This is a genomic window from Aminobacter sp. 01T433 (assembly GCF_056398585.1).
Map to the genome: position 1 here is coordinate 296,839 of NZ_JBFTPR010000005.1, position 22,663 is coordinate 319,501.

The following is a 22,663-nucleotide window of genomic DNA, read 5'->3' on the forward strand; positions in this document are numbered from 1 at the left end:
TCATGGTGAGGCGGTTCAGTGTTTTCGTGAAAGCTGTTTGGTCGCGGCTTCAAGCCCGGCCAGCGTCAGCGGATACATGCGGCTGGAGAAAATCTCGCTGACCATCTTGATCGAGCTTGTATAGCCCCAGTGCTTTTCCCGCGTCGGGTTGAGCCAGACGGCGTTGGGCCATTGTTCGAGCACGCGACGCAGCCACACGGCCCCAGGTTCGGGGTTCCAGTGCTCGACCGAACCGCCGGCATAGGCGATCTCATATGGGCTCATCGAAGCGTCGCCGACAAAGATCACCTTGTAGTCGTGGCCGTATTTGTGGAGCACGTCGAGCGTCGGGATCACTTCGGAATGACGGCGGCGATTGTCCTTCCAGACACCCTCGTAGAGGCAATTGTGGAAGTAGAAATATTCGAGCTGGCGGAACTCGACCCGCGCCGCTGAAAACAGCTCCTCCACGACCTTGATATGGTCGTCCATCGAGCCACCGACGTCGAAGAACATCAAAAGCTTGACCGCGTTGCGCCGCTCGGGCCGCGTTTTGACGTCGAGATAGCCATGGTCGGCAGTGGCATGGATGGTGCCCGGCAGGTCGAGCTCTTCGTCCGCGCCCTCGCGCACCCAGCGGCGCAGGCGCTTGAGCGCCACCTTAATGTTGCGCGTGCCAAGTTCGACCGAATCGTCGAAATTCCTGAACTCGCGCTTGTCCCAGACTTTTACCGCACGCCTATGCCGGCTCTCGTGCTGGCCTATGCGCACGCCCTCGGGATTGTAGCCATAGGCGCCAAAGGGCGAGGTGCCGGCGGTGCCGATCCACTTCGAGCCGCCCTGGTGGCGGCCCTTTTGCTCTTCCAGCCGCTGCTTCAGCGTCTCCATCAGCTTTTCGAAGCCGCCGAGTGCCTCGACCAGCTTTTTTTCCTCGTCGCTGAGCGTTTTTTCGGCAAGCCGGCGCAGCCATTCCTCGGGAATGTCGGCGACATTGACAGCACTCTCGCCCGCAACCGCCTCGACGCCTTTGAAGTAGTGCGAAAAGACCTGGTCGAAGCGGTCGATATGGCGCTCGTCCTTCACCAGCGTTGCACGGGCGAGGTAATAGAAGCCCTCGACGTCATAGGTGACGAGATCGGCATCGAGTGCCTCGAGCAGCGCCAGATATTCCCGCAGCGAGACCGGAACCTTGGCCGCCTTGAGTTCGAGAAAGAACGGTATGAACATGGGCGGCACTTTGCTTCGCATCGTCGCAGCAAGCAAGCCTGTGGTGCCGGTGTCGGGTCGCTTCGATGCCACACTCAAAGGTAAAAATAAGATTCAGTCTTTTTTGGTAATTTCCCGTTAGCAATTCAAATCAGTGGAGTTCGGGGGCCTGAGTCTCGCCGTCGGCGGTCTCGTTTTGCGTACGGGTAACAATGCGTTTTTCAGCTGCGTCAGCGATCCTTCTCGCCAGCATGGCCCTGGCCGGCTGCACCTCCAGCTCAGGGCTGGGCGACCTCATGGCGCAGACCTCGGCGGAGACGACGAGTTCGGTTGCAAGACCGGCGAGTCCGATCCCATCAGCCGATGTGGCGCCTGCCGCAGTACAACAGCCAATGCCGCAACAGGCGATGGCCGCACCGCCACCGATGACACTGGTCGCGCCGCCGGTACAGGTGGCGATGGCCATGCCGACGCCAATGCCCGCTGCACCGACGGCGCCAGCGATCGAACTCGAAGACATGCCATTGCCGGCGGCAAAGCCGAACGCGTTGGTCGCCCCTTCGAACCCGATGAAGGCCACGCCGTTCGCGCCGGGGCAAATCTATGGCCGCCGTTTCGGCGACGCCAAGCCGATCAATTTCGGCAAGGCGATGTCGCCCAAGAACTTCGCCGTCCACGGCGTCGACGTGTCGCGCTGGCAGGGCGAAATCGACTGGCCGAAGCTGCGCACCCAAGGCGCGAACTTCGCCTACATCAAGGCCACCGACGGCGGCGACCACCTCGACCCGATGTTCAAGAAGAACTGGCGCGCAGCGGACGCCGCCGGCCTGCGCCGCGGCGCCTATCACTTCTTCTACTGGTGCCGCACCGCCGGCGAGCAGGCCAACTGGTTCATCCGCAACGTGCCCAAGGTCGCCGGCGCCCTGCCGCCTGTCATCGATGTTGAATATAATGGCGAGTCGAGCTGCAAGCGGCGCCACTCCCCGGAGAAGATCCGCGAAAAGATGCAGGTCTTCATGGACATGCTGGAGCGTCATTACGGCCAGCGCCCGGTCATCTACACCGCGCCCGACTTCTACCGCGACAACCTGCGCGGCCACTTCCAGAACTACCCGTTCTGGCTGCGCGCCGTGGCCGAGCCGCCGTCCAAGGTCTATCCCGGCCGCAACTGGGTGTTCTGGCAGTATTCGGGTTCGGGCCTGTCGCACGGCGTCGACGGCAAGATCGATCTCAACGTCTTCCGTGGCAACGCTGCCCAGTGGCACAAGTGGGTGGCGAACAGCGCGGGCTGAGCGGCCCGCGCTGCTCTTACGTCAGGCCTAAAGCAGGTCGTATTCGATGAAGCCGGTACGGCGGGCAACGCGGTCGTAGAGCTTGCGCGCCGTGGCGTTGGTCTCATGCGTCATCCAGTAGACGTTGGAGACGCCGAGCTTGCCCGCCTCCGCCTTCACTGCCGCAATGAGGGCAGCACCAACGCCCTTGCCGCGCGCTGCCGGATCGGCGAACAAATCCTGTAGGTAGCAGTTGTTGGCCTCGGACCAGCCCGAACGGTGGTAGAGATAATGGGTCAGCCCGACCGCCTTGCCGTCGACGATGGCAATCAGGCCCTTGGGCTCAAATTCGCCGTCGGTGAACAGCCGCTTCCAGGCGAGTTCGTAGATGTTTTCGGGCAGCACGGTGTTGTAGAAATCGAGATAGGCGGTCCACAACCGGCGCCAATCCTCGTGGTCGGCAAGCTCAAGCGGGCGGATGGTGATGTCGGTCATCGGGCGTTGCTTTCATAACTGCGTCGGTTGCTCGGAACCTGCCTCAGCATTGCCATGCGGCCAACGGGCCACAGCGTGGAAAATCATTGTCCGGCTTGCTGCGTCTCGTCACCTGACCGCCGCGCGGCAGTTGCCCGGCCCTTCGCTATGGCCTCGGGCGTTCGTCGCTCGAACAGCCAAATCGTTGGCTTTTCGTCCGCTGCGCGGATCGCTCCTCACCCCTGCCTTCTGGCCATGAATGCCAAGCGTTCGAACAGATGGACGTCCTGCTCGTTCTTGAGCAGCGCGCCATGCAGCTTGGGCAGCGCATTTTTCGGGTCGGCACGCAGGTCTTCGGGTGCCACGTCGTCGGCGACGAGCAGGCGGATCCAGTCGAGCGCCTCCGAGGTCGAGGGTTTTTTCTTGAGGCCGGGCACTTCGCGGATCTCGTAGAACTGGGTGAGTGCGGCGCGCACCAGGCTCTGTTTGATGCCGGGATAATGGACCTCGACGATCTTGTGCAGCGTGTCGACGTCGGGAAAGCGGATGTAGTGGAAGAAGCAGCGGCGCAAAAAGGCGTCGGGAAGCTCCTTTTCATTGTTGGAGGTGATGATGACGATCGGGCGCACCTCGGCGCGGATCGTCTCGCCGGTCTCATAGACGAAGAACTCCATACGATCGAGTTCCTGCAACAGGTCGTTGGGGAACTCGATGTCGGCCTTGTCGATCTCGTCGATCAGAAGCACGACCTTTTTGCCTGCGGCGAAGGCGTCCCACAGCTTGCCGCGCTTGATGTAGTTCTTGATGTCGTTGAAGCGCCCGTCGCCAAGCTGGCTGTCGCGCAGGCGCGACACCGCGTCATATTCGTAGAGTCCCTGCTGCGCCTTAGTGGTGGATTTGACGTTCCATTCGATCATCTCGAGGCCGAGGCCGGATGCGACCTGGCGCGCCAGCTCGGTCTTGCCGGTGCCTGGCTCACCCTTGACCAGAAGCGGGCGTTCGAGCGCGATCGAAGCGTTGACCGCCACCATCAGATCCTTGTCGGCGACATAGGCCGACGTTCCTTCAAAACGCATGCGTAACTCCAAAATTCGTCGCGGGGACAGTAGGGAGGTCTGGGCAATGGGGCAAGCGCGAGAAGGCTGCCTGAAAGGTCGCGATCCTTCGCACCTCCCTCTGCCCTGCCGGGCATCTCCCCCACAAGGAGGGAGATCACGCCTTCATCGACGCTTCGCCCGATCGCAAACGTCTTACGAAATATCGTTGCGCGAACGGCCGTATCGCCATGGCGCATCGCAGACATAGCGCCTATATTGGCTGTGACGGTCTGCGCCTCGCGGCAGGAGAGCATTTTCCCCGGGGCCTTAACGATCCTTAGGGAGCTGTCCCTGGGAAGACCCGTGGGTCTTTTCACACGGCGCCCACCTACTTTGTAGGTCTCCGGGATCGACTTCTTCACCGGTTGCGTGGATCGTCACTTTCACCCCAAAAATTCGTTCTGTTGGCCCTGGCCGAGCAACGCGCAACATGCCTGGTTGCCGCCGAGACGGCTGATGTGCCAAACACTGTCGACGACACGACAGCGGGGCACGCATGACTTCCCATCGCGAGATCAAGAAGCAACTGCGCAAGGAAGCACTGGCCCGACGCGACGCGCTCGACCAGTTCTGGCGCATCGAGGCCTCGCTGGAGATGGCCGAGACCGCGCGCGACAACGTTCCAATCGAACCCGGTACCATCGTTTCCGGCTTCTGGCCGATGCGCTCGGAGGTCGACGTCAGGCCGATGATGTTTGCGCTGCGCGAGCATGGCGCGAGGCTTTGCCTGCCGGCGATCCTCGACAAGCACACCATCGTATTTCGCGAACTGGTGCGTGGCGCACCGATGGTCGACATGGGTTTTGGCACTGTCGGCCCGCATGAAGAAGCCGAGGTGCTCGACCCCGATGTCATGCTGGTGCCGCTTGCCGCCTTCGACGCGCGCGGCCACCGCATCGGCTACGGCGCGGGCTATTACGACCGCGCGATCGCCAAGCTGCAAGATGCCGGCAAGCCCCCCAGGCTGATCGGCATCGCCTTCGATTGCCAGGAGGTCGAGCGCGTGCCCGACGAGAACCACGACGTGATCATCCCCGAAATACTGACCGAAAGCGGGTTGCGCAGCTTCGCCCCTGAATTGTAGATGATTTCATGAGACTTCTTTTTCTAGGCGACATGGTGGGCAAGGCTGGACGCACTGCGGTGTGGAACCAGCTGCCTGGGCTGATTTCGGATTTCCGGCTCGATTTTGTCATCGTCAACGGCGAAAACGCCGCCGGCGGCTTTGGCATCACCGAAGAGATCTTTCGCGAGACGTTGAATGCCGGCGCCGACGTGGTGACCACTGGCAATCACGTCTGGGACCAGCGCGAGGCACTGGCCTTCGCGCCGCGCGAGGAGCGTTTCTTGCGCCCGGCGAATTTTCCCAAGGGCACGCCGGGCCGCGGCTCGGGGCTGTTCATCGCCAAGAACGGCGCGCGCGTTCTGGTGTCCAACATCATGGGCCGGGTGTTCATGCATCCCGAGCTCGACGACCCGTTCCAGGCCGGCGAGCGCGAACTGTCCGCCTGCCCGCTTGGCGAACAGGCCGATGCGGTGGTGATCGACTTCCACGCCGAGGCGACAAGCGAGAAGATGTGCTTTGCGCATTTCGTCGACGGTCGCGCCAGCCTCGTTGTCGGCACCCATACCCACCAGCCCACAGCCGACCATCAGATCCTCAATGGCGGCACCGCCTATCTGACCGATGCCGGCATGTGCGGCGACTATGATTCCTCTCTCGGCATGGACAAGGAAGAGCCGCTCAACCGCTTCTTGTCCAAGGTGCCGAAAGGCCGCTTCGAGGCGGCCAACGGGCCGGCGACGATCTGTGGTGTCGGCGTCGACATCTCCGACCGCACCGGCCTTGCCGAACGCGTTGCGCCATTGCGTCGCGGCCCCCGGCTCGAAGAAACCGTACCCTCCTTCTGGTCCTGACATTGACGAGGGGCAAGTGGATACCTACTTGCCCGCGACACGTCAGCAAATGTTAGAGCGCTGCGCCTCCCCTTTGAGGCGTGACGCTTGGGCACTGCGATTTTTGCAAGAGCGGCCTCGCGGCCGCTCGATTGCTGTCTAGAAGAACAACGGGGACCCATAGATGATCGAATTCCTGGCGCCGTATTTCAGCTTCGTCAACGACCCGACCGCCTGGGTGGCGCTGTTGACCCTGATTGCACTCGAGGTCGTGCTCGGCATCGACAACCTGATCTTCATCTCGATCCTGACCAACAAGCTGCCTGAGGCCCAGCGCGCCAAGGCACGGCGTCTCGGCATCTCGGCCGCGCTGATCATGCGGCTGCTGCTGCTGGCCACCATCTCCTTCATCGTCGCCCTCAAGGAACCGATCTTCACCGCTTTCGGCCACGGCTTTTCCTGGCGCGACCTGATCCTGATCGCCGGCGGCCTGTTCCTGGTGTGGAAGGCGACCAAGGAAATCCACCACTCGGTCGATCCCGAGGACCACAAGGACGAGATCGTGTCGCGCACGCTGCAGCTTTCCATGGGCGCGGCGATCTTCCAGATCCTGCTGCTCGACCTGGTGTTCTCGGTCGACTCGATCATCACCGCCGTTGGCATGACCGACGAGATCGGCATCATGTACATCGCCGTCATCGTCGCAGTGACCGTGATGATGCTGGCAGCCGCTCCGCTTGCCAAATTCATCGAGAAGAACCCGACCATCGTCATGCTGGCGCTGGGCTTCCTCTTGATGATCGGCATGACGCTGATCGCCGACGGCTTCGGCTACCATGTGCCCAAGGGCTACATCTACGCGGCCATGGGCTTCTCGGCCCTGGTCGAAGGCCTCAACATGCTGCAGCGCAACCGCCGCAGGCAGCTGGACGCCGACAAGCACTAGGCTTGAATGGCCGGCGGCGGGCATTGCGTCCGTCGCCGGCACTTTGCGACCTTGCTCGATCACCACGCATCCCACTCACGGCCGAGATCAACGATGGGCGAGCATGTCCTTGCCTGACAGCTTGGTGGACAGGCTTATCTCCTTCACCAGCTTCCACCGAAGCGCCACGGTGTAGTCGTTGGAGGTCGTGAGGGGAGTGACGAACGCGTTTGGACCACCAATCACGTTGTCGGCGAAATATTACGTGAGATCATGCGGAATGCCACGAACCAATTCCGGCAGAGCGATAGCGTTGATCGTGCATCCTTTGGCGATTGCCCTCAGTCGGCTCACTTCAACGGGCAAGCCGTCATTGTTGGTGCCATTGGCCGAGATGTCGATGATCTTGCTGGAGGCATTTCCACCGTATCTGTCGAACAGCAGGTCGCCCAAGTCGATGGCAAAGGAAATGGAAGTCGCGCAGTAGGAATTACATCCGTAGCCCCTATCGCCCTCCTTGCGGATGACAAATGCCACCGCCTGGGCATCATCGGATCCGCATATGCTAGTCCACGGCACCACTGAGCGCATTTGTCCGCGGCTCGACCATTCGACATAGGTGACCGCTATGCAGCCGGTAGAGGTGCGGGCGATGGCTGCGATGACCTCGGGTGCGGAGATTGCCGCGGCATGGCCCTCGCGTTGCAGGTCGGCGGTGGCGGGATCGATGGATGCGGAGACATCGACCGCGAACACGATCGCGGTGTCAACTTCGGCGGCGCGTGACGGTGAAGCCCAAAGCGGTGTCAAGGCGGCGAGCATGGCCAGCGGGCGAGCCGTCGCCAGCACTGCTGGGCCGCCCCCTGTCGTGGTACGAAACCGCTCCACGCCCATGAATGCCCCCCAATCCCTCGGGTGACCACGTCGGATGCTACGCCACATTGCGAACATCCGACAGGTGACCGAAGGAGCTACCTCCACGCGGCGATGGGCTTTTCCGCCGTCGTCGAAGGCCTGAACATGCCGCAGCACAAGCGGCGCAGGCAGCAGGAGGCCAAAAGGACTGATCTTCGAAGAAATCCGGCAGCGCATCATCTCGCCGCCGGATGCAATTTCTAGAGACGCCCCTGCTCACCAGGCGTCGGGTTCGCGCACCATGTGGACGATGTTGGCCGGGTTCATGATCCAGCCGCCACGGAAGTCGTCGCCGAGCGGCTCGATCGGGTCGCACCGCACCGCCCCGGCATCGCCGAGCTGCTTGAGTGTGCCGGCGAAATCAGGCGTGAACAGCTCCAGCCAGACCTCGGCCTGGCTCATGGTTGGTGCCTCATCGATCCAGAGCTGGTTGGGACCGAGCTTGAAGCCGACCGCCGGCGCCTTTTCAGTGATGGGCGTCAAGCCGACCGTGTCGCGATAGAAGGCGATAGTTGCCTCATATTGATGGCTGGGCACTTTCATCGCGATGTTGATGCCGCCCTTGATCTGCACTGTCATATCTTCCTCCTGAAAAGTCCCGAATTCACTTGCAGTCCGACGTCGGCAGTTCGCCGCGCATTTCGCTGGGATAAAAACCTTCGCGAAGATTGATGCCGTATTCGACATAGGCCTTCATGGCCGACAGCATCTGCGACCAGCCCTCACAATTGCCATAGGACGACTTTCGCCCGGCAACGTCCTCGCGCCAGCCCTCCTCGGCGATGGTGACGAAGGTGCCGCCGTCGTCGAGCGGCTCGAAATTCATTTCGATGCGGGTCTTGTAGGCCGGCTTGACGGTCGGGCCGCTGCCGTCCCAGCGCAAGACGATGCGACGCTCGGGCACGACCTCGTCGACTTCGACCGGCACCGAGCCCCACCAGGTGACGGTCGTACCAGCGACCAATGGCGCGCTGGCCCCGCCCAACGTGGTGAAATAGCCGCTGAGCTTGGTGGGATTGACCACCGCGTCGAAAACCTCGGCCACCGGCTTGCCGATGCGGCCGGAAACCCTGAATCCAACAGACATTTTTGATCCTCCTGCTTGCATGATCGAAACATATGTTATATTTTTATAACATGTCAAGCGAAGCGAAAGACGACCGTGTTTTCAAGGCCCTCGCCCACCAGCGCAGGCGCGAATTGCTCGACCGCATGAAAGACGCGCCGCAGACCACAGGCATGCTGTGCGACGCATTTCCCGACATGGACCGCTGCACGGTGATGCAGCATTTGAAGGTTCTGGAGGAAGCCGATCTGGTGGTCGCCAGGCGCGAAGGCCGCGAACGCTGGAACCATCTCAATTCACTGCCGATCAAGCAGGTCCACGACCGCTGGATCAGCGAATACGCCACTCATGCGATGAGCATTCTCGACCGGCTGAAGCGCGAACTCGAGGGCTGACGACGCTGGCGCGCCACCAGGGGCGCGCTAAGTCAGGCAGCACTCGCCTTGCGTGCCTCGATGGCAGCGCCGTGCTCCTTGCCCCAATTGGCGAGCGGGCCGAGCGCATTGTCGAGCGAGATGCCGAGTTCGGTGGCCGAATATTCGACCCGCGGCGGCACCTGGGGGAACACCTCGCGATGAACCAGCCCGTCGGCCTCCATCTCGCGCAGCTGCTGGATCAGCATCTTTTCGCTGATGTCGGGCACAAGCCGCTTCAGCTCGCCGAAGCGGCGCGGCTCAGTGTGGACCAACCACAGGATCAGCGCCTTCCATTTGCCACCAATGACCTGGAAGGCCGGACCGAGGCCGCAACTTTCTGGCTGCGTCTTCGCCATAAAATCCTCAATTCTTACTTTGAAGTCAGTACCTTACAAAATTGTATGTACTTGTTAGCGCGAATGCAATGCATAGGTTTCGTGCCATGCCGCGAATATTTCGCGGTCCGATATCAAAAGGACAAGACATGGAACCTGTACTCTTTTACGGCGTGCCGCATGGCTGCTCGTTCGGCTCTATCGTGGCGCTCGAATGGCTCGGCCAGCCCTACCGCCTGCACCGCATCGACATGCTGGAAGACTCGCCCGGCTTCGAGAAGATCAGCCCGCTCGGCCAGACGCCGGCAATGATCACGACAGACGGCAGGCCTCTGACTGAAAGCCTGGCGATCCTGCACAACATCGCCGCCCGCGGCCTCGACAAGGGGCTTGGCTTCGCCCAGGGCAGCAAGGAGTTCGACGAGCTGAACTGGATGCTGGCTTACTTGCACACCTCGTTCCACTCCGATCTCGGCTATGCCTGGAATGCCTTCAAGCTCGACAAGAACGACGAGGCCGGCCGCGAACTGCTGCGCAAGATGGCGCGTGAAAAGGCCGCCAGCGACTATGCCTATCTGCAATCCGTGCTCGAAGGTCGCGAATGGCTGGTCGGCGACCACAAGACCGTAGCCGACGCCTATTTCATCGGCATCGCGCGCTGGGGCGAGGACCTTGGCCTGTTCGATCTCGCCAAGGAGTATCCACGCCTGCACCAGCATATGGCTAAGCTCGAAGCCGACCCGGCTGTGATCTTCGCCCACGCCATCGAAGACGAGACGCCGGCGACCTCGACTGGTGGCTTTCATGGGCATGCGAGCATCGACGAGCTTACGCCGCGCATCGCCGCATAACGTCTTGCCCTCCCGCAGCGGTCGTTGCGGGAGGGTTCTTGATGGGCGCAGCAGGGTAGAGTCACGTTTTCGCGCATTCGGCAAAGGCCAAACGCTGGACGTATTGAGCCGATTTATCTATAACGCGGCCCATTCCAACACTGCCGAAGCGACAAACAGGGGTCCCATGGCCGGCCATTCACAGTTCAAGAACATCATGCACCGCAAGGGCCGCCAGGACGCGGTGCGGTCCAAGATGTTCTCAAAGCTCGCGCGCGAAATCACCGTTGCCGCAAAGACCGGCGTGCCCGACCCGACGATGAACCCGCGCTTGCGCCTGGCCGTCCAGAACGCCAAGGCCGTGTCGATGCCCAAGGACAACATCGCGCGCGCCATCTCCAAGGCCTCGATGGGCGACGCCGAGAATTATGAAGAAGTGCGCTACGAAGGTTATGGCCCCGGTGGTGTCGCCCTGATCGTCGAAGCACTGACCGACAACCGCAACCGCACCGCCTCCAACGTGCGCGCCGCCTTCACCAAGGCCGGCGGTGCGATGGGCGAAACCGGCTCGGTATCGTTCATGTGGGACCGCGTCGGCGAGATCGTCTATGCCGCCAAGGCCGGAAACGCCGACAAGGTCATGGACGCCGCCATCGAAGCCGGTGCCGATGACGTACAGTCGGACGAAGACGGCCACACCATCACCTGCGCTTTCGAAAACCTCGGCGAAGTCTCCAAGGCGCTGGAAAGCTCGCTCGGCGATGCCGAGTCGGTGAAGATCATCTGGAAGCCGCAGAACAACATCCCAGTCGACGAAGAGCGCGCCCAGTCGCTGATGAAGCTGGTCGGCACGCTCGAAGACGACGACGACGTGCAGAACGTCTATGCCAACTTCGAAGTCGACGAAGCAACGCTGGCCAAGCTCAGCGCGGCGTAACCAACATCTTGTTCGTAATCTGATTGGCGCCTTTCGGAGATTGCCGAGGGGCGCCAATTGCATTTCCAAAATGGATGGTTAAGCCTCATTTTCGGTGAGGGGGACTATCCAGATGACAAGTACCGAGAGCGCTCCAGTGCGGGCGGGTTTTTGGCGGCGCGTCGGCGCGTTGCTGATCGACTCGATCATCATATTGCTCCCCTTGCAAATCCTGGTGGCGATCTTGTTCGCGCAGACCAATGGCGCGGTCCAGAGCAACTTCGGCATCACCACGAGGATCTGCGCGACGATCGACCATCTGCCCGAGGGCTTGCAGCCGCCGCCCCCGGCAAGCATCAATTCGATCACCGAATGCCGCGGCAGCCTTTTCGGCTTCGAGACGTCGCGCACGCTGTCGGTCGGCACGGTTGTCGAACAGGGCAATACGACGACCGGCCGGTTCCTGACCTACGCGCTTGATGCGGATGGCAATCCAACGTCCCCGTTCGATATGACCTGGGTGGCCATGCTGGCGCTGCTGGTCTACGTGATTTCGATGGAATGGCGGCGCGGCGCAACGGTCGGCAAACGTCTCCTTGGGATGAGAACGGTCGACACCGCCGCGCCCTCTCAAATTGGCATCCCGTTGCGCAAGGCCATCACCAGGCAATTGGCGATGTGGATTGGCACGATCCCGGCATTCCTCGTGATGATCAAGGTCCTGTTTCTCAGCGACGATCCGCTCAACGCGATGTCAGGCAGCGGCTTCTGGCTTGCATTCGCCGTTGCCTTGCTGATCGAGATCGCATGGTTCATCTGGATCATCGTTTCGGTTTCCAAGAAGCGCGATCCGATCTATGACCGCATCGCTGGAACGAGCGTATTGAGGACAGGATGACCCTCCCCCAGATCCGCATCACCTACTGCACCCAGTGCAAGTGGCTTCTGCGCGCCGGCTGGATGGCGCAGGAGCTGTTGTCGACCTTCGGGACCGAGCTTGGCGAGGTGGCGCTTGTGCCCGGCACCGGCGGCATCTTCACGGTGACCTGCAACGACAAGCTGATCTGGGACCGCAAGCGCGATGGCGGCTTTCCAGACGCCGCCCAACTCAAGCAGCTGGTGCGCGATGTGATCGACCCCGAGCGCGATCTCGGCCATTCCGACCGCAAGGGCCACAAGTCCAAGGACCCGGGCTGAGTCGCAAAACCGCGCCACAGATAAGATCGATTTGCTGCGCAATCAGGACATTGACTCGCGCCGTGGGACGGCTCGGTCGCAGGGGGCACAGAGCGGAAAGCATCCATGACAACAAGACCACGCATCGCAGTTCTTTTCGGCGGACGCTCCTCCGAGCACGACGTCTCGCTCATGTCGGCAAGCAACGTCGTCAAGGCGATCGACGCCTCCAGATACGAGGTGGTGCCCATCGGCATATCCCGCGACGGGCGCTGGTTCCTGGCCGAACTCGACAACGACGGCGCGCTACCCAGGGCCGTGCCCACCGATGGCTCCGAGGTGGCGCTGGTGCCGGGCGGCAAGGGACGGCTGGTCGCCCTGCCCGCCGGCAAAACGCCGTTCGAACTGCCAAAGGTCGATGTGCTGTTTCCGGTGCTGCATGGCCCGTTCGGCGAGGATGGCGCGGTGCAAGGTCTCGCCGAGGTGGCCGACATTCCTTATGTCGGCTCCGGCGTGCTCGGCTCGGCCAACGCCATGGACAAGGACGTGGCCAAGCGGCTGATGAACCAAGCCGGGGTGCCGGTGGCGCGTGGCGTGACCGTGCATTTCGGCGACCTCCCCTCTTTCGACGTCATCAAGGCCGAGCTCGGGCTACCGGTTTTCGTCAAGCCTGCGCGGCAAGGCTCATCTGTCGGCGTCAGCAAGGCGGAGACTGCGGAGCAGCTGGACAAGGCGCTGGCCGAGGCCTTCAAGTATGACCGCAAGGTGCTGATCGAGGAGTTCGTTGCCGGCCGCGAGGTCGAGTTCGCCGTGCTCGAGGCGCCCGACGGCCAGCTCTCCGTTTCCGTACCGGGCGAGATCGCGCCGGCGGCGAGCCACGGCTTCTACACCTACGAGGCCAAGTACATCGATGCCGATGGAGCTGCCCTGCGCATCCCGGCGGAACTACCCGAGGCGGCCACGGCCAAGCTGCAGGAGGTCGCCCGCGCTGCTTTCCTGGCGCTCGGCTGCGAGAGCATGGCGCGCGTCGACTTCTTCGTGAAGGCGGATGGCGCCGCACTGGTCAACGAGGTCAACACCATCCCCGGCTTCACCAACATCAGCATGTATCCAAAGACGATGGCGGCCTCCGGCGTGTCCTATCCCGATCTCGTCGGGAAGCTGATCGAACATGCCGTGGCGCGCTGGAAGCGCCAGGCTTGAGACAGGAAAGGCCGGGTCATCCCGGCCTTTTGTCTATACGGCGCGGAAGGCCATGACGAACGACGCCAGCGACACGAGGCAGGCGACCGCACGGACATGGTTCCACGGCAGCCACTCCTTGAGATAGCGCGCCCACATCGCAGCACCTTCGGCGCTTGCGGGATCGACCGCGGCGAGCGCATCGTTGAGCGGCACGTTGAACACCACCGTCACCAGGAAGCAGCTCAGGAGATAGGCGACGCTGCCGGCGAGCAGCCAGGCCGCACCCGCCTCGCTCCAGCCGAAGATCGCCTTGGCGGCAAGCACCAGCGACAGGACCGCCATACCCATGAACACCGCCATGAACAGCGGGTTGATGATGGTGACGTTGATCTGCTGCATGGCGGCGATGCCTTGGGCGGCGGGCAGCCGGGCAAAGGACGCCATGATGGTGTTGGAGAAGATGAAAAACAGGCCAGCCGCGATGCCACTGCCAAGTGCTGCGACAAAGACGAGTGCGGTGAACAACAGCGCGATCATTGTGCGCCTCCCCACACGCCTGACGCGGCGACTGCCTTGGCATAGTCGCTGAAGTCGCGCGCGGGCCGCCCCAGTGCCTGCTGAACACCCTCAGACAGATGCGCGTTGCGGCCGTCCAACACCTCAATAAACAGCATCATCAGCAAGGCGATGAGATCAGGCGGCAGCTGCTGGTCGGCAAGGTTTGCCGCGAACTGCTCAGGCGTCACCTTGATAAAGCGGATGTCGCGGCCACTCGCCTTGGCGATTTCGGTGGTCGCCTCCGCGAAGGTCAGCAGGCGCGGGCCGGTGAGCTCGTAGAGCTGGCCGATGTGGCGATCGTTGGTGAATGCTGCCACCGCGACATCGGCGATGTCGTCGGCATCGATGAAGGGCTCGCCGACAGCGCCCACCGGCAACGCCACTTCGCCTGCCAGCACTGCGTCGAGCAGGAAACCCTCGCTGAAATTCTGGACGAACCAGCTGCAGCGCAGGATGGTCCAGTCGGCGCCGGATTGTTTCACCATCTCCTCCGCCTGCTGGGCCTCGGCCTCGCCACGACCTGACAGCAGAACGAGACGGCTCGCACCCATGTCGACCGCAAGATCGGCGAATGCGCCTACGACCTCGGCGGCACCCGGTGCAGCGAGATCTGGAAAGTAGGAGATATAGGCGGCGTTGACGCCATCGAGCGCCGGCGCCCAGGTGGCGCGGTCTTCCCAGTCGAAGGAGGGGGTGTTGCCACGCGAGCCGATACGGACGGGGTGCCCCCGTGCCGCGAGGCGCTCGGCTATGCGGCGGCCGGTCTTGCCGGTTCCGCCAAGGATGAGAATGGGCTTCGTGGTGTGTTCGGTAACGTTCACTTTGGCCTCCTTCATAAACGTGAGTATTCCTCACATTTGCAAATGTGATAAACCCTCATATTATGACCGTCAAGCAGAATCGTTTCGGGCCGGATGCCGTGGAAATTGTGGAAGAGAACAAAGCCCTGCGCCGCGCGCCGAGCCAGAAGCGCAGCCAGGAACGCGTCGAACGCATGCTCGACGCGGCGCGCGCGCTGATCTCGCAGGGCGGCAGCGATGCGATGCGGATGGGGGAAGTGGCCGAACGCGCCGGCGTGTCGATCGGCTCGCTCTACCAGTATTTTCCCGACAAGGGCGCGATCATCCGCACCTTGGCCGAGCGCTACAATGCCGAAGGCCGCGCCTGCATCGCCGACGGCCTTGCTGGCATCCACGACACGCTGGGGCTCATCGCCGCCTTCGGCGAACTGATCGATACCTATTACGGCATCTTCCTCGCCGAGCCTGTCATGCGCGACATCTGGTCGGGCACCCAGGCCGACAAGGCACTGCGCGACATCGACCTCCGCGACAGCCGCGCCAACGGTGCGCTGTTGGCCGAGGCATGGCTACGCGTAGAACCAGAGGCGGATGCGACGGAGGTTGAGCGCAAAGCCTTCCTGATCATGTCGCTGGGCGAAGCGACCATGCGGCTGGCCATTTCAGTCGAGCGCGCCGAAGGCGATCTGCTCGTGGCCGATTACAAGGCGATGGCGCTGCGGGAGATCGAGGCGCTCGCTTAGGGCGCGCTTTCCGGTCAGCTTTGCACCGCCCCTCATCCCCTGCCGGACCTTCTCCCCGTAAGGACGGGGAGAAGGAGGCTGGCCGCAACGTCGACGCCTCCCTCGCCCCGCGCGCGGGGAGAGGGTAAGGGTGAGGGGCAGCATAAACCGACGCGAGTTGTTCGGCTCCGCCAGCAACAAAAAACCCGCCACAAGGGCGGGTTTTCGATAACGAGCGAAACGGGTCGGCTTAGATGCCGAGGCCTTCGTAGCGCTTCTTGAACTTCGACAGACGGCCGCCGCGATCGAGCAGGTTGTGGTGACCGCCGGTCCAGGCCGGGTGCGTGGACGGATCGATATCGAGGTTCATCGTATCGCCTTCCTTGCCCCAGGTGGAGCGGGTCATGTAGTCGGTGCCATCGGTCATGACGATCTTGATGGCGTGGTAGTCGGGATGGATATCGGCTTTCATCGCTCTGTTCCTGCTGTCATGGCGCGGCTTGCGCAGGTATCCTGCGGCGATGCGCCTCTTTCGAAAATTCGAAGCCACGGCTAGATAGGCCACGGCTTCAGAAACGGTCGGCGTGCCTATACATCAGCCGATTTCGAATCACAAGGCCGCGCAGCCGGCAAATGGGCCGCGACCGAGAAGGAAACACGATGGCGAACACCACAACGGCCGCAAACGAAGAGCGCCGGCGTTCGTTGCGCCCGCTGAGCCGGCTCTCGCCCTATGTCTACCGCTATCCCAGGCTGGTGATTGGCGCCATCATTTCGCTGGTGGCAGCCGCCGTCACCACGCTGACGCTGCCGATCGCCGTGCGCCGTATGATCGACCACGGCTTCTCCAGCGCCGATTCGAACTTCATCGCCAAATATTTCGCCATGCTGGTGGGGATTGCAGCCTTGCTCGCACTCGCCTCGGCCTGCCGCTACTATTTCGTCATCACGCTGGGCGAGCGCGTCGTCTCCGACATCCGCCGCGACGTCTTTTCCCATGTCACCTCGCTGTCTCCCGCCTTCTTCGACACGGCGATGTCGGGCGAGATCGTCTCGCGGCTCACCGCCGACACCACCCAGATCAAGTCGGCCGTAGGTGCCACGGCATCAGTTGCGCTGCGCAACCTCATATTGTGCCTGGGCGCGCTGACCATGATGGTGGTAACGAGCCCCAAACTGTCCAGCCTTGTCATTGCGGCCATCCCGCTGGTCGTGGTGCCCCTGGTCGCCTTCGGGCGCTCGGTGCGGCGCAAGTCGCGCGCAGCGCAGGATACGCTTGCCGACGCCACAGCCTTCGCCAGCGAGCAGATCGGAGCGATCCGCACGCTTCAGGCCTTCACCAATGAAAGACTGGTCACGGGCAAGTTTGCCGCCGCTGTCGAGACGGCCTTCGCCGCTGCCCGCTCCTCGGTGCTGGCGCGCGCGGTGCTGACCTTTTTTGCGATCTTCATCATTTTCGCTTCGGTCGTGGCGGTGCTGTGGTTCGGCTCGCGCGACGTGCTCGATGGCACATTGTCGCCAGGCACGCTCGGCCAGTTCCTGCTCTATTCGGTGTTTGCAGCCGGTGCCATGGGCAGCCTGTCGGAGGTCTGGGGCGATTTGAGTTCCGCTGCCGGTGCCGCCGAGCGCATCACCGAGATCCTGGCTGAAAAGCCGACCGTCGCAGCCCCCGCCTCGCCGGTCGCCCTGCCCGCCAAGAGCAGCGGCGCGATCGAATTCCGCGACGTGACCTTCTCCTACCCTGTCCGGCCCGACCGGGCCGCGGTGCACGGTCTGAGCTTCACGGTTAAGCCTGGCGAGACGGTCGCCATCGTCGGGCCGTCAGGCGCGGGCAAGAGCACCGTCTTTTCGCTGCTGCTGCGGTTTTACGATCCCGAGGCTGGCGCGGTACTGATCGACGGCGTCGACCTCCAGAAGGCCGATCCGCAAGCCGTGCGCGACCGCATCGCGATCGTGCCGCAAGACGTCACCATATTCGCCAGCACGGCGGCGGAAAACATCGGCTTTGGCCGGCCCGGCGCATCACGCGCCAAGATCGAGGCCGCAGCCAAGGCTGCCCTTGCCGATGGCTTCATCGAAAAACTGCAGGACGGCTATGAGACGCAAGTCGGCGAACGCGGCGTGACGCTGTCCGGCGGCCAGCGCCAGCGCGTGGCCATCGCGCGCGCCATTCTGCGCGACTCACCGATCCTGCTGCTCGACGAAGCGACCTCGGCGCTCGACGCCGACAGCGAAAGACAGGTGCAGATCGCGCTCGAGCACCTGATGCAGGGCCGCACCACCATCGTCATCGCGCACCGTCTGGCGACGGTTCTCAAGGCCGACCGCATCCTGGTCATGGATGGCGGCGCGATCGTCGAGGAAGGCACGCACGCAAGCCTTGTCGCCAAGGGCGGGATCTATGCGCGCCTGGCCAAGCTGCAGTTCGACACCGGCGCCGACGCCTTCAAGGGCGCTGCCGAATAGGCTGGCTAACCAGACTCACAGGAACGTTGCGATCTCCGACAGCGGGCGCTTTGCCATGGCGTGCACGGGGATCGTGGCGTCTTCCTTGGGATAGCCCACGACCATCAGGATGTAGGGCTTGTCGTGCGGGTCGCGGCCGCAGATCTCGTTGAGGAAGCTCATCGGGTTGGGCGTGTGCGTGAGCGTCGCCAGGCCAGCGCGATGCAGTGCCGCGATCAGGAAACCGGTGGCGATGCTGACCGATTCGGGCACGTAATAGTTCTTGCGCGTCACACCATCGGCCGAGCGGCTCTTGCGCTCGCCGAAGACGCAGATCAGCCACGGCGCCTCTTCCAGGAACGGTTTTGAAGCATCGGTGCCGAGCGGCGCCAGGGCTTTGAGCCACTCCTCGCCGGCGCGACCCTCGTAGAAGGCACGCTCTTCGATCTCCGCCGCCTCGCGGATCTGGCGCTTGATGTCGGCGTTGCCGATGACGGCGAAATGCCAGGGCTGGTGGTTTGCGCCGTTGGGTGCGGTGCCAGCCGCGAGAATGCAGGTCTCGATGATGTCGCGCGGCACCGGCCGTGTCGAGAAATCGCGCACCGTATGGCGCGTCCTGATCTCGTCGTAGAACGACTGAGCCCCGGCCCGCATCTCCTCGACCGGTATTTCCTTGTAATCGGGCAGCGGAACGGTGCGGTATTGAGCAACGGGAGCATTCATCGAAGCAACTCGCAGCGAGAGTGACTAAAGGCAGCAAGCGCCGACATTCGACAAAATAGCCGGCACCGTCAATCACCGACGCGAGTGCTGAAAACCAGAAGACCTCTAGATGAATTGAACGCCAGGCGGGCTTTGAGTGCCCGCCTGGCGATTCATGTCCTAGAACTTCACGCCGAGGCTTGCCTTGACGCCGTGGTCACGGGCGCCGTTGGCGATCTGGCCGGTGTAGCTCAGGCCGAGATTGGCCTTGGGCGCGATGGCGAAGTCGAGACCGGCTTCGACCAACAGCGCGTCGCGGGCGATCGGTGCGCCGTAGACGGTGAAGCTGTCGCCGCCGGCAAAGGCCACCGCGGAAGCGGGCGTGACCTCGCCGAAGGCATGGCGCCAGCCCAGGCCAGCGCGCGCCGTCGCCATGGCGTCGCCGAGGTTGAAGTCGGTTGCGGCGCGCAGGCCAAGCGTTGTTGTCGTGCTGTCGAAGCTCTGGTCGGCACTGGTCAGTGCGGCCGAACCGCCGGTTTCAGTGAAGCCGTCGGTCGAGGTCGAGACGTAGGCGAGGCCAGCGAAAGGCTCGAAGGCAACGCGACCCTTGTCGAGCCGGTAGCCGGCCTCGACGAAGACCTGTGCGGTGCCCGCGTCGTAGTCGGCTTTCAGCGTTTCATTCAGTCCGGGGAACGACACTGTGCGGCTCGTGTCGATCGAATGCCTGGTATAGGCGGCACCGGCGCGCAGGCCAACGGCGCCGAAGTGGCGGCCGCCATAGACACCGACATGGAAATTGTCGCTGTTGCCGGAGGAAGCCCCATCGTCGGTATCAAAGCTGGTGCGGCTGTAGCCGGCAAGCAGGCCAAGCCGCCAGTCGCCGCCGACGATCGTGTCGCCGCCGGCAACCAGACCGCCGCTCGAATGGTCGAAGCCGGCGGCATTGCTATCGCCGTCGACTGAGCCCCAATTGCCGAGCGCCTGGCCCCAGACAACGAAGCGGTCGCTATCGGCGGCGACGAATTCGGGCCCACCATCGCCATAGGCCATGACTGGCAAAGCGGGTGCGGCGACATCGCCGAAGGCCGAGCGCACCCGGTCATTGGCGAACTCGCCGAGGAACTGGCTCGTTTGCGTCGAACCGCCGCTGGCTGAGGCATGCACATCGCCAGAGAGCTGGTCGAGAGCGTCGCGGGCTTCGTCTTCATTGGTCGACATCGTGAAGGCGGCGCGGACGGCATTGTTCTCCGGCAGGCTGCCGATAGCTGCGGCGACGGAACCCTGGTTGGGCGACTGCGCGACGCTGCCAAGCGACGCGTCGTTGCGCGTCAGCGTCAGCGTCACATCGTTGCCACCATCGCCGCCAGCATAGCTGATAGAATGATCGAGGAAGAGAAGGTTGTTGAGATTGCCGACCGAGGCGAAAGTGCCCGTGACCGCATCCGCACCGTCATTCTGGATCAGTGTGAACGGACCGCTTGTCGGGTTCCAGCTCGTGTTGGTCGGCGGCGACATAAGCAGGTTGAGCTTGGCGCCCGCAATATCAACGGTGCCATTGACAACCAGCTTGTCGGCACCAGCCGGCGTCGCCTCGACCTCCAAAGTTCCGTGGTTGACGTAGTTGCCGTTGATCGTCTGGGTGCCAATCGAGTTGCCGGCGCCATGGACGCCGCCGGCCAGCACGGTGACATTGCCGCCGATCGTACCGGTGCCACCAAGCCGCGCGCCTGACTTCACCTCGACCGGGCCCAGGATCGAGCCCGAACCGCCGACACCGACGATCAGCGTACCGGCATCAACTGTCGTGCCGCCAGTGTAAGTGTTGGCACCGGTCAGCTTCAACGTACCGGCGCCGGCCTTGACCAGCTTTCCGCTGGGGCCGCTGATCGCCTGGCTCACAGCGAACGTGTTGGCCGCATCAACGATATCAAAGCTGCCGCCATCAGCACCCAAGCTGATGGCGCGGCTCGTGCCGGCAAAGCCAGTGCCGGTCACCTGCAATATGCCGCCGTTGAAGCTCAATGCGCCGGCGGCATTGCCGAGATTTCTATCGGCCGACACCGAGAGTGTACCGCCGGCGATCGCCGTGCCGCCAGTGTAGGTGTTGGTCCCGGTCAGCGTGAGCGTGTCAGCAGTGTTCTTGATCAAGCCGGCTGCACCGGTGATCATGCCGCCGAAGTTGCCGCGGGACACCGTAAGCTCAGAGCTGTTTGTGACGATTCCGCTGCCCTGCAGATTTCGGATGGTGGCGCCAAGACCGGTTTGACCGTTGAAGTCGAGTGTGGCGCCTGATGCCACAGTCGTTGAAGTCATGTTTCCGGTCAGCACACCAAGACTAGTGTTGCTCGCCTTGAGCGTGCCCCCCGCGACCAGCATCGCGCCCGGAGCGGCGGGCGCAAAACCCGGAGAAACTGACATCAAGATAGTGCCGGTATCGGTTGGGCTGCCGAAGACCAAATTTGCGTTGGAATTCGCAACCAGAGTGGCCGTCAGGGTCAACGTAGTACCGCCAGCAGCGGCGACAGTGCCGGTCTGGCCAATTTCGATGCTGACGGCGTTGTTCAATGACATATCGGCTGTACTCAGAAGAGCGCCGCCGCTGAGCCTGACCAATCCTGCCCCCAAGGCCGAGCCATTGCCGATGGCGATCGTGCCACCATTGATCGTGGTGCCACCGCTATAGGTGTTCGTTCCGGTCAGCGTCTGGGTTCCGCTGCCAGTCTTGACCAGCTTGCCGGTTCCCGAGATTTCGCCGGAAAAGGCGGTGGTCTTGTTGTCGGCGCCGGTTGTCAACGTCGCACTGCCAAGCTCAACCGTACCCGCACCGGCCAGAGAGCCGATCGCCTGGTTGTAGTTGCTCAGCACCAAGGAGGCGCCGTTCGCCACGGTGTAGCCGCTGTTGGCGCTGAAGACGTTCGTCTTGCCGGCGACGATCTTACCCTGCGCGATGTTCGTCGCGGTGGCGTAATTGCTGAAGCCGTACTCGTTAGTGAGGATCAGCGCGCCGCTGCCAAGCTTGGTGAAGGTACCCATCGGGACATCGCCGTCGATCATCTGGGCGTGGGTCGTCAGATCGAAGGCGCCGGTATCGATCGCCCCGCCTGCCGATGTGAACTGGATGGTGTGATTGACGAGGCTAAGCCCAGCGGCACCGGCCTGCAGCGTGCCGCCGTCGAGCGTGATGGTTCCCATGCCGAGAACCGAATTGCCAGTCACGCGGATGGTGCCGGCACTGATGGTGGCACCGGAGCTGAAGCTATTGCTGTTCTCGGTGACGACGAGCGTGCCAGCGCCGGTCTTTCGGATGTAGCCGGTTTCGCCAGATTCGTAGATCTTGCCCGAATAGGTGCCGGTGGCACCGGCGCCGACGACGAATTCCTGAAACGGATCGAAGGGAAGGTCAGTGGTGATATTTTGGCCGTCCAGGAGAACCACCGGATCGGCCCATGCAGGCTGCAGAAAAACGCACAAGACAAGGAGCGACACGCCCGACAGGGCGCGCGTCGTGGACAAAATGGTAGGCACTATCTGCTCCCCGCCGCCGTCAACCCCTGACGCAAGCACATGAAATGAATAAACGACACCTAAACGACAACTGCTTGACTGTGAAGGTCGAGGCCCGCGCTATTATTGGGTGCTAATCAAAAACAATTACTTTGGCAGGGCAACGTCCGCGAGGCCGTCGCTCGACATCAGAGCGGTCGGGCTGACTAGCTCGCCACATGCCTGCCTGCCGCCCAGAAAAGATA

Annotated in this window: 23 protein-coding genes, 1 other RNA gene and 1 pseudogene; 13 read left to right on the top strand and 12 right to left on the bottom strand. The window is 62.7% G+C overall.

The genetic code is table 11. The features are described from left to right. Positions 1-15: 15 nt before the first annotated feature. The gene (locus AC1DLV_RS10805; protein WP_476799520.1) at positions 16-1,206 is read right to left on the bottom strand and encodes a vWA domain-containing protein; all 1,191 of its coding nucleotides are present in this window, start codon (positions 1,204-1,206) and stop codon (positions 16-18) included. Positions 1,207-1,397: 191 nt separating this feature from the next. On the opposite strand from AC1DLV_RS10805, the gene AC1DLV_RS10810 reads away from it, so the two are divergent. Continuing rightward, positions 1,398-2,477, top strand: a complete 1,080-nt coding sequence (locus AC1DLV_RS10810; protein ID WP_476799521.1) for a glycoside hydrolase family 25 protein — start codon at positions 1,398-1,400, stop codon at positions 2,475-2,477. 27 nt (positions 2,478-2,504) lie between these two features. Here AC1DLV_RS10810 and AC1DLV_RS10815 read toward each other — a convergent pair whose 3' ends face one another. Beyond that, complete coding sequence (locus tag AC1DLV_RS10815) at positions 2,505-2,951, bottom strand: N-acetyltransferase family protein (protein WP_476799522.1); 447 nt, start codon at positions 2,949-2,951, stop codon at positions 2,505-2,507. A gap of 215 nt (positions 2,952-3,166) precedes the next feature. Next, positions 3,167-4,006, bottom strand: a complete 840-nt coding sequence (locus tag AC1DLV_RS10820) for an AAA family ATPase (RefSeq protein ID WP_476799523.1) — start codon at positions 4,004-4,006, stop codon at positions 3,167-3,169. Between the two features lie 245 nt (positions 4,007-4,251). Between AC1DLV_RS10820 and ssrS the strand changes: the two genes are divergently transcribed. The 4 genes from ssrS to AC1DLV_RS10840 all read left to right on the top strand — a co-directional run bounded on the left by ssrS (position 4,252) and on the right by AC1DLV_RS10840 (position 6,869). Continuing rightward, a non-coding RNA gene (gene ssrS / locus AC1DLV_RS10825) (6S RNA) lies at positions 4,252-4,407 on the top strand. A 116-nt stretch (positions 4,408-4,523) separates the two neighbouring features. Then, on the top strand, positions 4,524-5,111 hold the full coding sequence (locus tag AC1DLV_RS10830) for a 5-formyltetrahydrofolate cyclo-ligase (protein WP_476799524.1): 588 nt from the start codon (positions 4,524-4,526) through the stop codon (positions 5,109-5,111). A gap of 8 nt (positions 5,112-5,119) precedes the next feature. After that, on the top strand, positions 5,120-5,944 hold the full coding sequence (locus tag AC1DLV_RS10835; RefSeq protein ID WP_476799525.1) for a TIGR00282 family metallophosphoesterase: 825 nt from the start codon (positions 5,120-5,122) through the stop codon (positions 5,942-5,944). Between the two features lie 163 nt (positions 5,945-6,107). Beyond that, positions 6,108-6,869: a TerC family protein gene (locus AC1DLV_RS10840; protein WP_476799526.1), complete on the top strand. Its 762-nt coding sequence runs from the start codon at positions 6,108-6,110 to the stop codon at positions 6,867-6,869. Between the two features lie 87 nt (positions 6,870-6,956). On the opposite strand, the pseudogene AC1DLV_RS10845 reads toward AC1DLV_RS10840, so the two are convergent. From AC1DLV_RS10845 to AC1DLV_RS10855, 3 genes and pseudogenes are all read right to left on the bottom strand, one after another. After that, positions 6,957-7,943: pseudogene (locus AC1DLV_RS10845) on the bottom strand (DUF1194 domain-containing protein). A gap of 36 nt (positions 7,944-7,979) precedes the next feature. Continuing rightward, positions 7,980-8,342: a VOC family protein gene (locus tag AC1DLV_RS10850; protein WP_476799527.1), complete on the bottom strand. Its 363-nt coding sequence runs from the start codon at positions 8,340-8,342 to the stop codon at positions 7,980-7,982. Between the two features lie 25 nt (positions 8,343-8,367). Beyond that, positions 8,368-8,850 (bottom strand): SRPBCC domain-containing protein, encoded by a 483-nt coding sequence (locus AC1DLV_RS10855; protein WP_476799528.1) that lies wholly within the window; start codon positions 8,848-8,850, stop codon positions 8,368-8,370. Between the two features lie 50 nt (positions 8,851-8,900). Here AC1DLV_RS10855 and AC1DLV_RS10860 point away from each other — a divergent pair, with 50 nt between their 5' ends. Then, positions 8,901-9,224, top strand: a complete 324-nt coding sequence (locus AC1DLV_RS10860) for an ArsR/SmtB family transcription factor (RefSeq protein WP_476799553.1) — start codon at positions 8,901-8,903, stop codon at positions 9,222-9,224. A gap of 32 nt (positions 9,225-9,256) precedes the next feature. Here the strand turns inward: AC1DLV_RS10860 and AC1DLV_RS10865 are convergent, their stop codons facing one another. Continuing rightward, positions 9,257-9,601, bottom strand: coding sequence for a winged helix-turn-helix transcriptional regulator (locus AC1DLV_RS10865; RefSeq protein WP_476781924.1), 345 nt, complete (start codon positions 9,599-9,601; stop codon positions 9,257-9,259). Positions 9,602-9,729: 128 nt separating this feature from the next. On the opposite strand from AC1DLV_RS10865, the gene AC1DLV_RS10870 reads away from it, so the two are divergent. The 5 genes from AC1DLV_RS10870 to AC1DLV_RS10890 all read left to right on the top strand — a co-directional run bounded on the left by AC1DLV_RS10870 (position 9,730) and on the right by AC1DLV_RS10890 (position 13,705). After that, on the top strand, positions 9,730-10,431 hold the full coding sequence (locus AC1DLV_RS10870; protein WP_476799529.1) for a glutathione S-transferase family protein: 702 nt from the start codon (positions 9,730-9,732) through the stop codon (positions 10,429-10,431). A 166-nt stretch (positions 10,432-10,597) separates the two neighbouring features. Then, on the top strand, positions 10,598-11,347 hold the full coding sequence (locus tag AC1DLV_RS10875) for a YebC/PmpR family DNA-binding transcriptional regulator (RefSeq protein ID WP_476799530.1): 750 nt from the start codon (positions 10,598-10,600) through the stop codon (positions 11,345-11,347). 112 nt (positions 11,348-11,459) lie between these two features. After that, positions 11,460-12,224 (top strand): RDD family protein, encoded by a 765-nt coding sequence (locus AC1DLV_RS10880; RefSeq protein WP_476799531.1) that lies wholly within the window; start codon positions 11,460-11,462, stop codon positions 12,222-12,224. Beyond that, entirely contained in the window at positions 12,221-12,523 is a 303-nt protein-coding gene (locus AC1DLV_RS10885; RefSeq protein ID WP_476799532.1) for an Rdx family protein, read from the top strand. Before AC1DLV_RS10880 ends, AC1DLV_RS10885 begins: the two co-directional genes overlap by 4 nt. Before the next feature lie 105 nt (positions 12,524-12,628). Further along, complete coding sequence (locus AC1DLV_RS10890; RefSeq protein WP_476799533.1) at positions 12,629-13,705, top strand: D-alanine--D-alanine ligase family protein; 1,077 nt, start codon at positions 12,629-12,631, stop codon at positions 13,703-13,705. Positions 13,706-13,738: 33 nt separating this feature from the next. Here AC1DLV_RS10890 and AC1DLV_RS10895 read toward each other — a convergent pair whose 3' ends face one another. Then, a complete protein-coding gene (locus AC1DLV_RS10895; protein WP_476799534.1) occupies positions 13,739-14,224 on the bottom strand; it encodes an anthrone oxygenase family protein in 486 nt (161 codons plus the stop codon). Then, positions 14,221-15,081: an NAD(P)H-binding protein gene (locus AC1DLV_RS10900; protein ID WP_476799535.1), complete on the bottom strand. Its 861-nt coding sequence runs from the start codon at positions 15,079-15,081 to the stop codon at positions 14,221-14,223. Before AC1DLV_RS10900 ends, AC1DLV_RS10895 begins: the two co-directional genes overlap by 4 nt. 92 nt (positions 15,082-15,173) lie before the next feature. On the opposite strand from AC1DLV_RS10900, the gene AC1DLV_RS10905 reads away from it, so the two are divergent. Next, entirely contained in the window at positions 15,174-15,788 is a 615-nt protein-coding gene (locus tag AC1DLV_RS10905) for a TetR/AcrR family transcriptional regulator (protein ID WP_476799536.1), read from the top strand. A 229-nt stretch (positions 15,789-16,017) separates the two neighbouring features. Here the strand turns inward: AC1DLV_RS10905 and rpmE are convergent, their stop codons facing one another. After that, on the bottom strand, positions 16,018-16,239 hold the full coding sequence (rpmE, locus tag AC1DLV_RS10910; RefSeq protein ID WP_476799537.1) for a 50S ribosomal protein L31: 222 nt from the start codon (positions 16,237-16,239) through the stop codon (positions 16,018-16,020). A gap of 188 nt (positions 16,240-16,427) precedes the next feature. On the opposite strand from rpmE, the gene AC1DLV_RS10915 reads away from it, so the two are divergent. After that, complete coding sequence (locus AC1DLV_RS10915; RefSeq protein WP_476836162.1) at positions 16,428-18,233, top strand: ABC transporter transmembrane domain-containing protein; 1,806 nt, start codon at positions 16,428-16,430, stop codon at positions 18,231-18,233. Between the two features lie 15 nt (positions 18,234-18,248). Here the strand turns inward: AC1DLV_RS10915 and AC1DLV_RS10920 are convergent, their stop codons facing one another. Both AC1DLV_RS10920 and AC1DLV_RS10925 read right to left on the bottom strand, forming a co-directional pair. Continuing rightward, positions 18,249-18,935, bottom strand: a complete 687-nt coding sequence (locus AC1DLV_RS10920) for a nitroreductase family protein (protein ID WP_476799539.1) — start codon at positions 18,933-18,935, stop codon at positions 18,249-18,251. A gap of 159 nt (positions 18,936-19,094) precedes the next feature. Next, positions 19,095-22,439, bottom strand: coding sequence for an autotransporter outer membrane beta-barrel domain-containing protein (locus AC1DLV_RS10925; protein WP_476799540.1), 3,345 nt, complete (start codon positions 22,437-22,439; stop codon positions 19,095-19,097). Positions 22,440-22,663 lie beyond the last annotated feature (224 nt).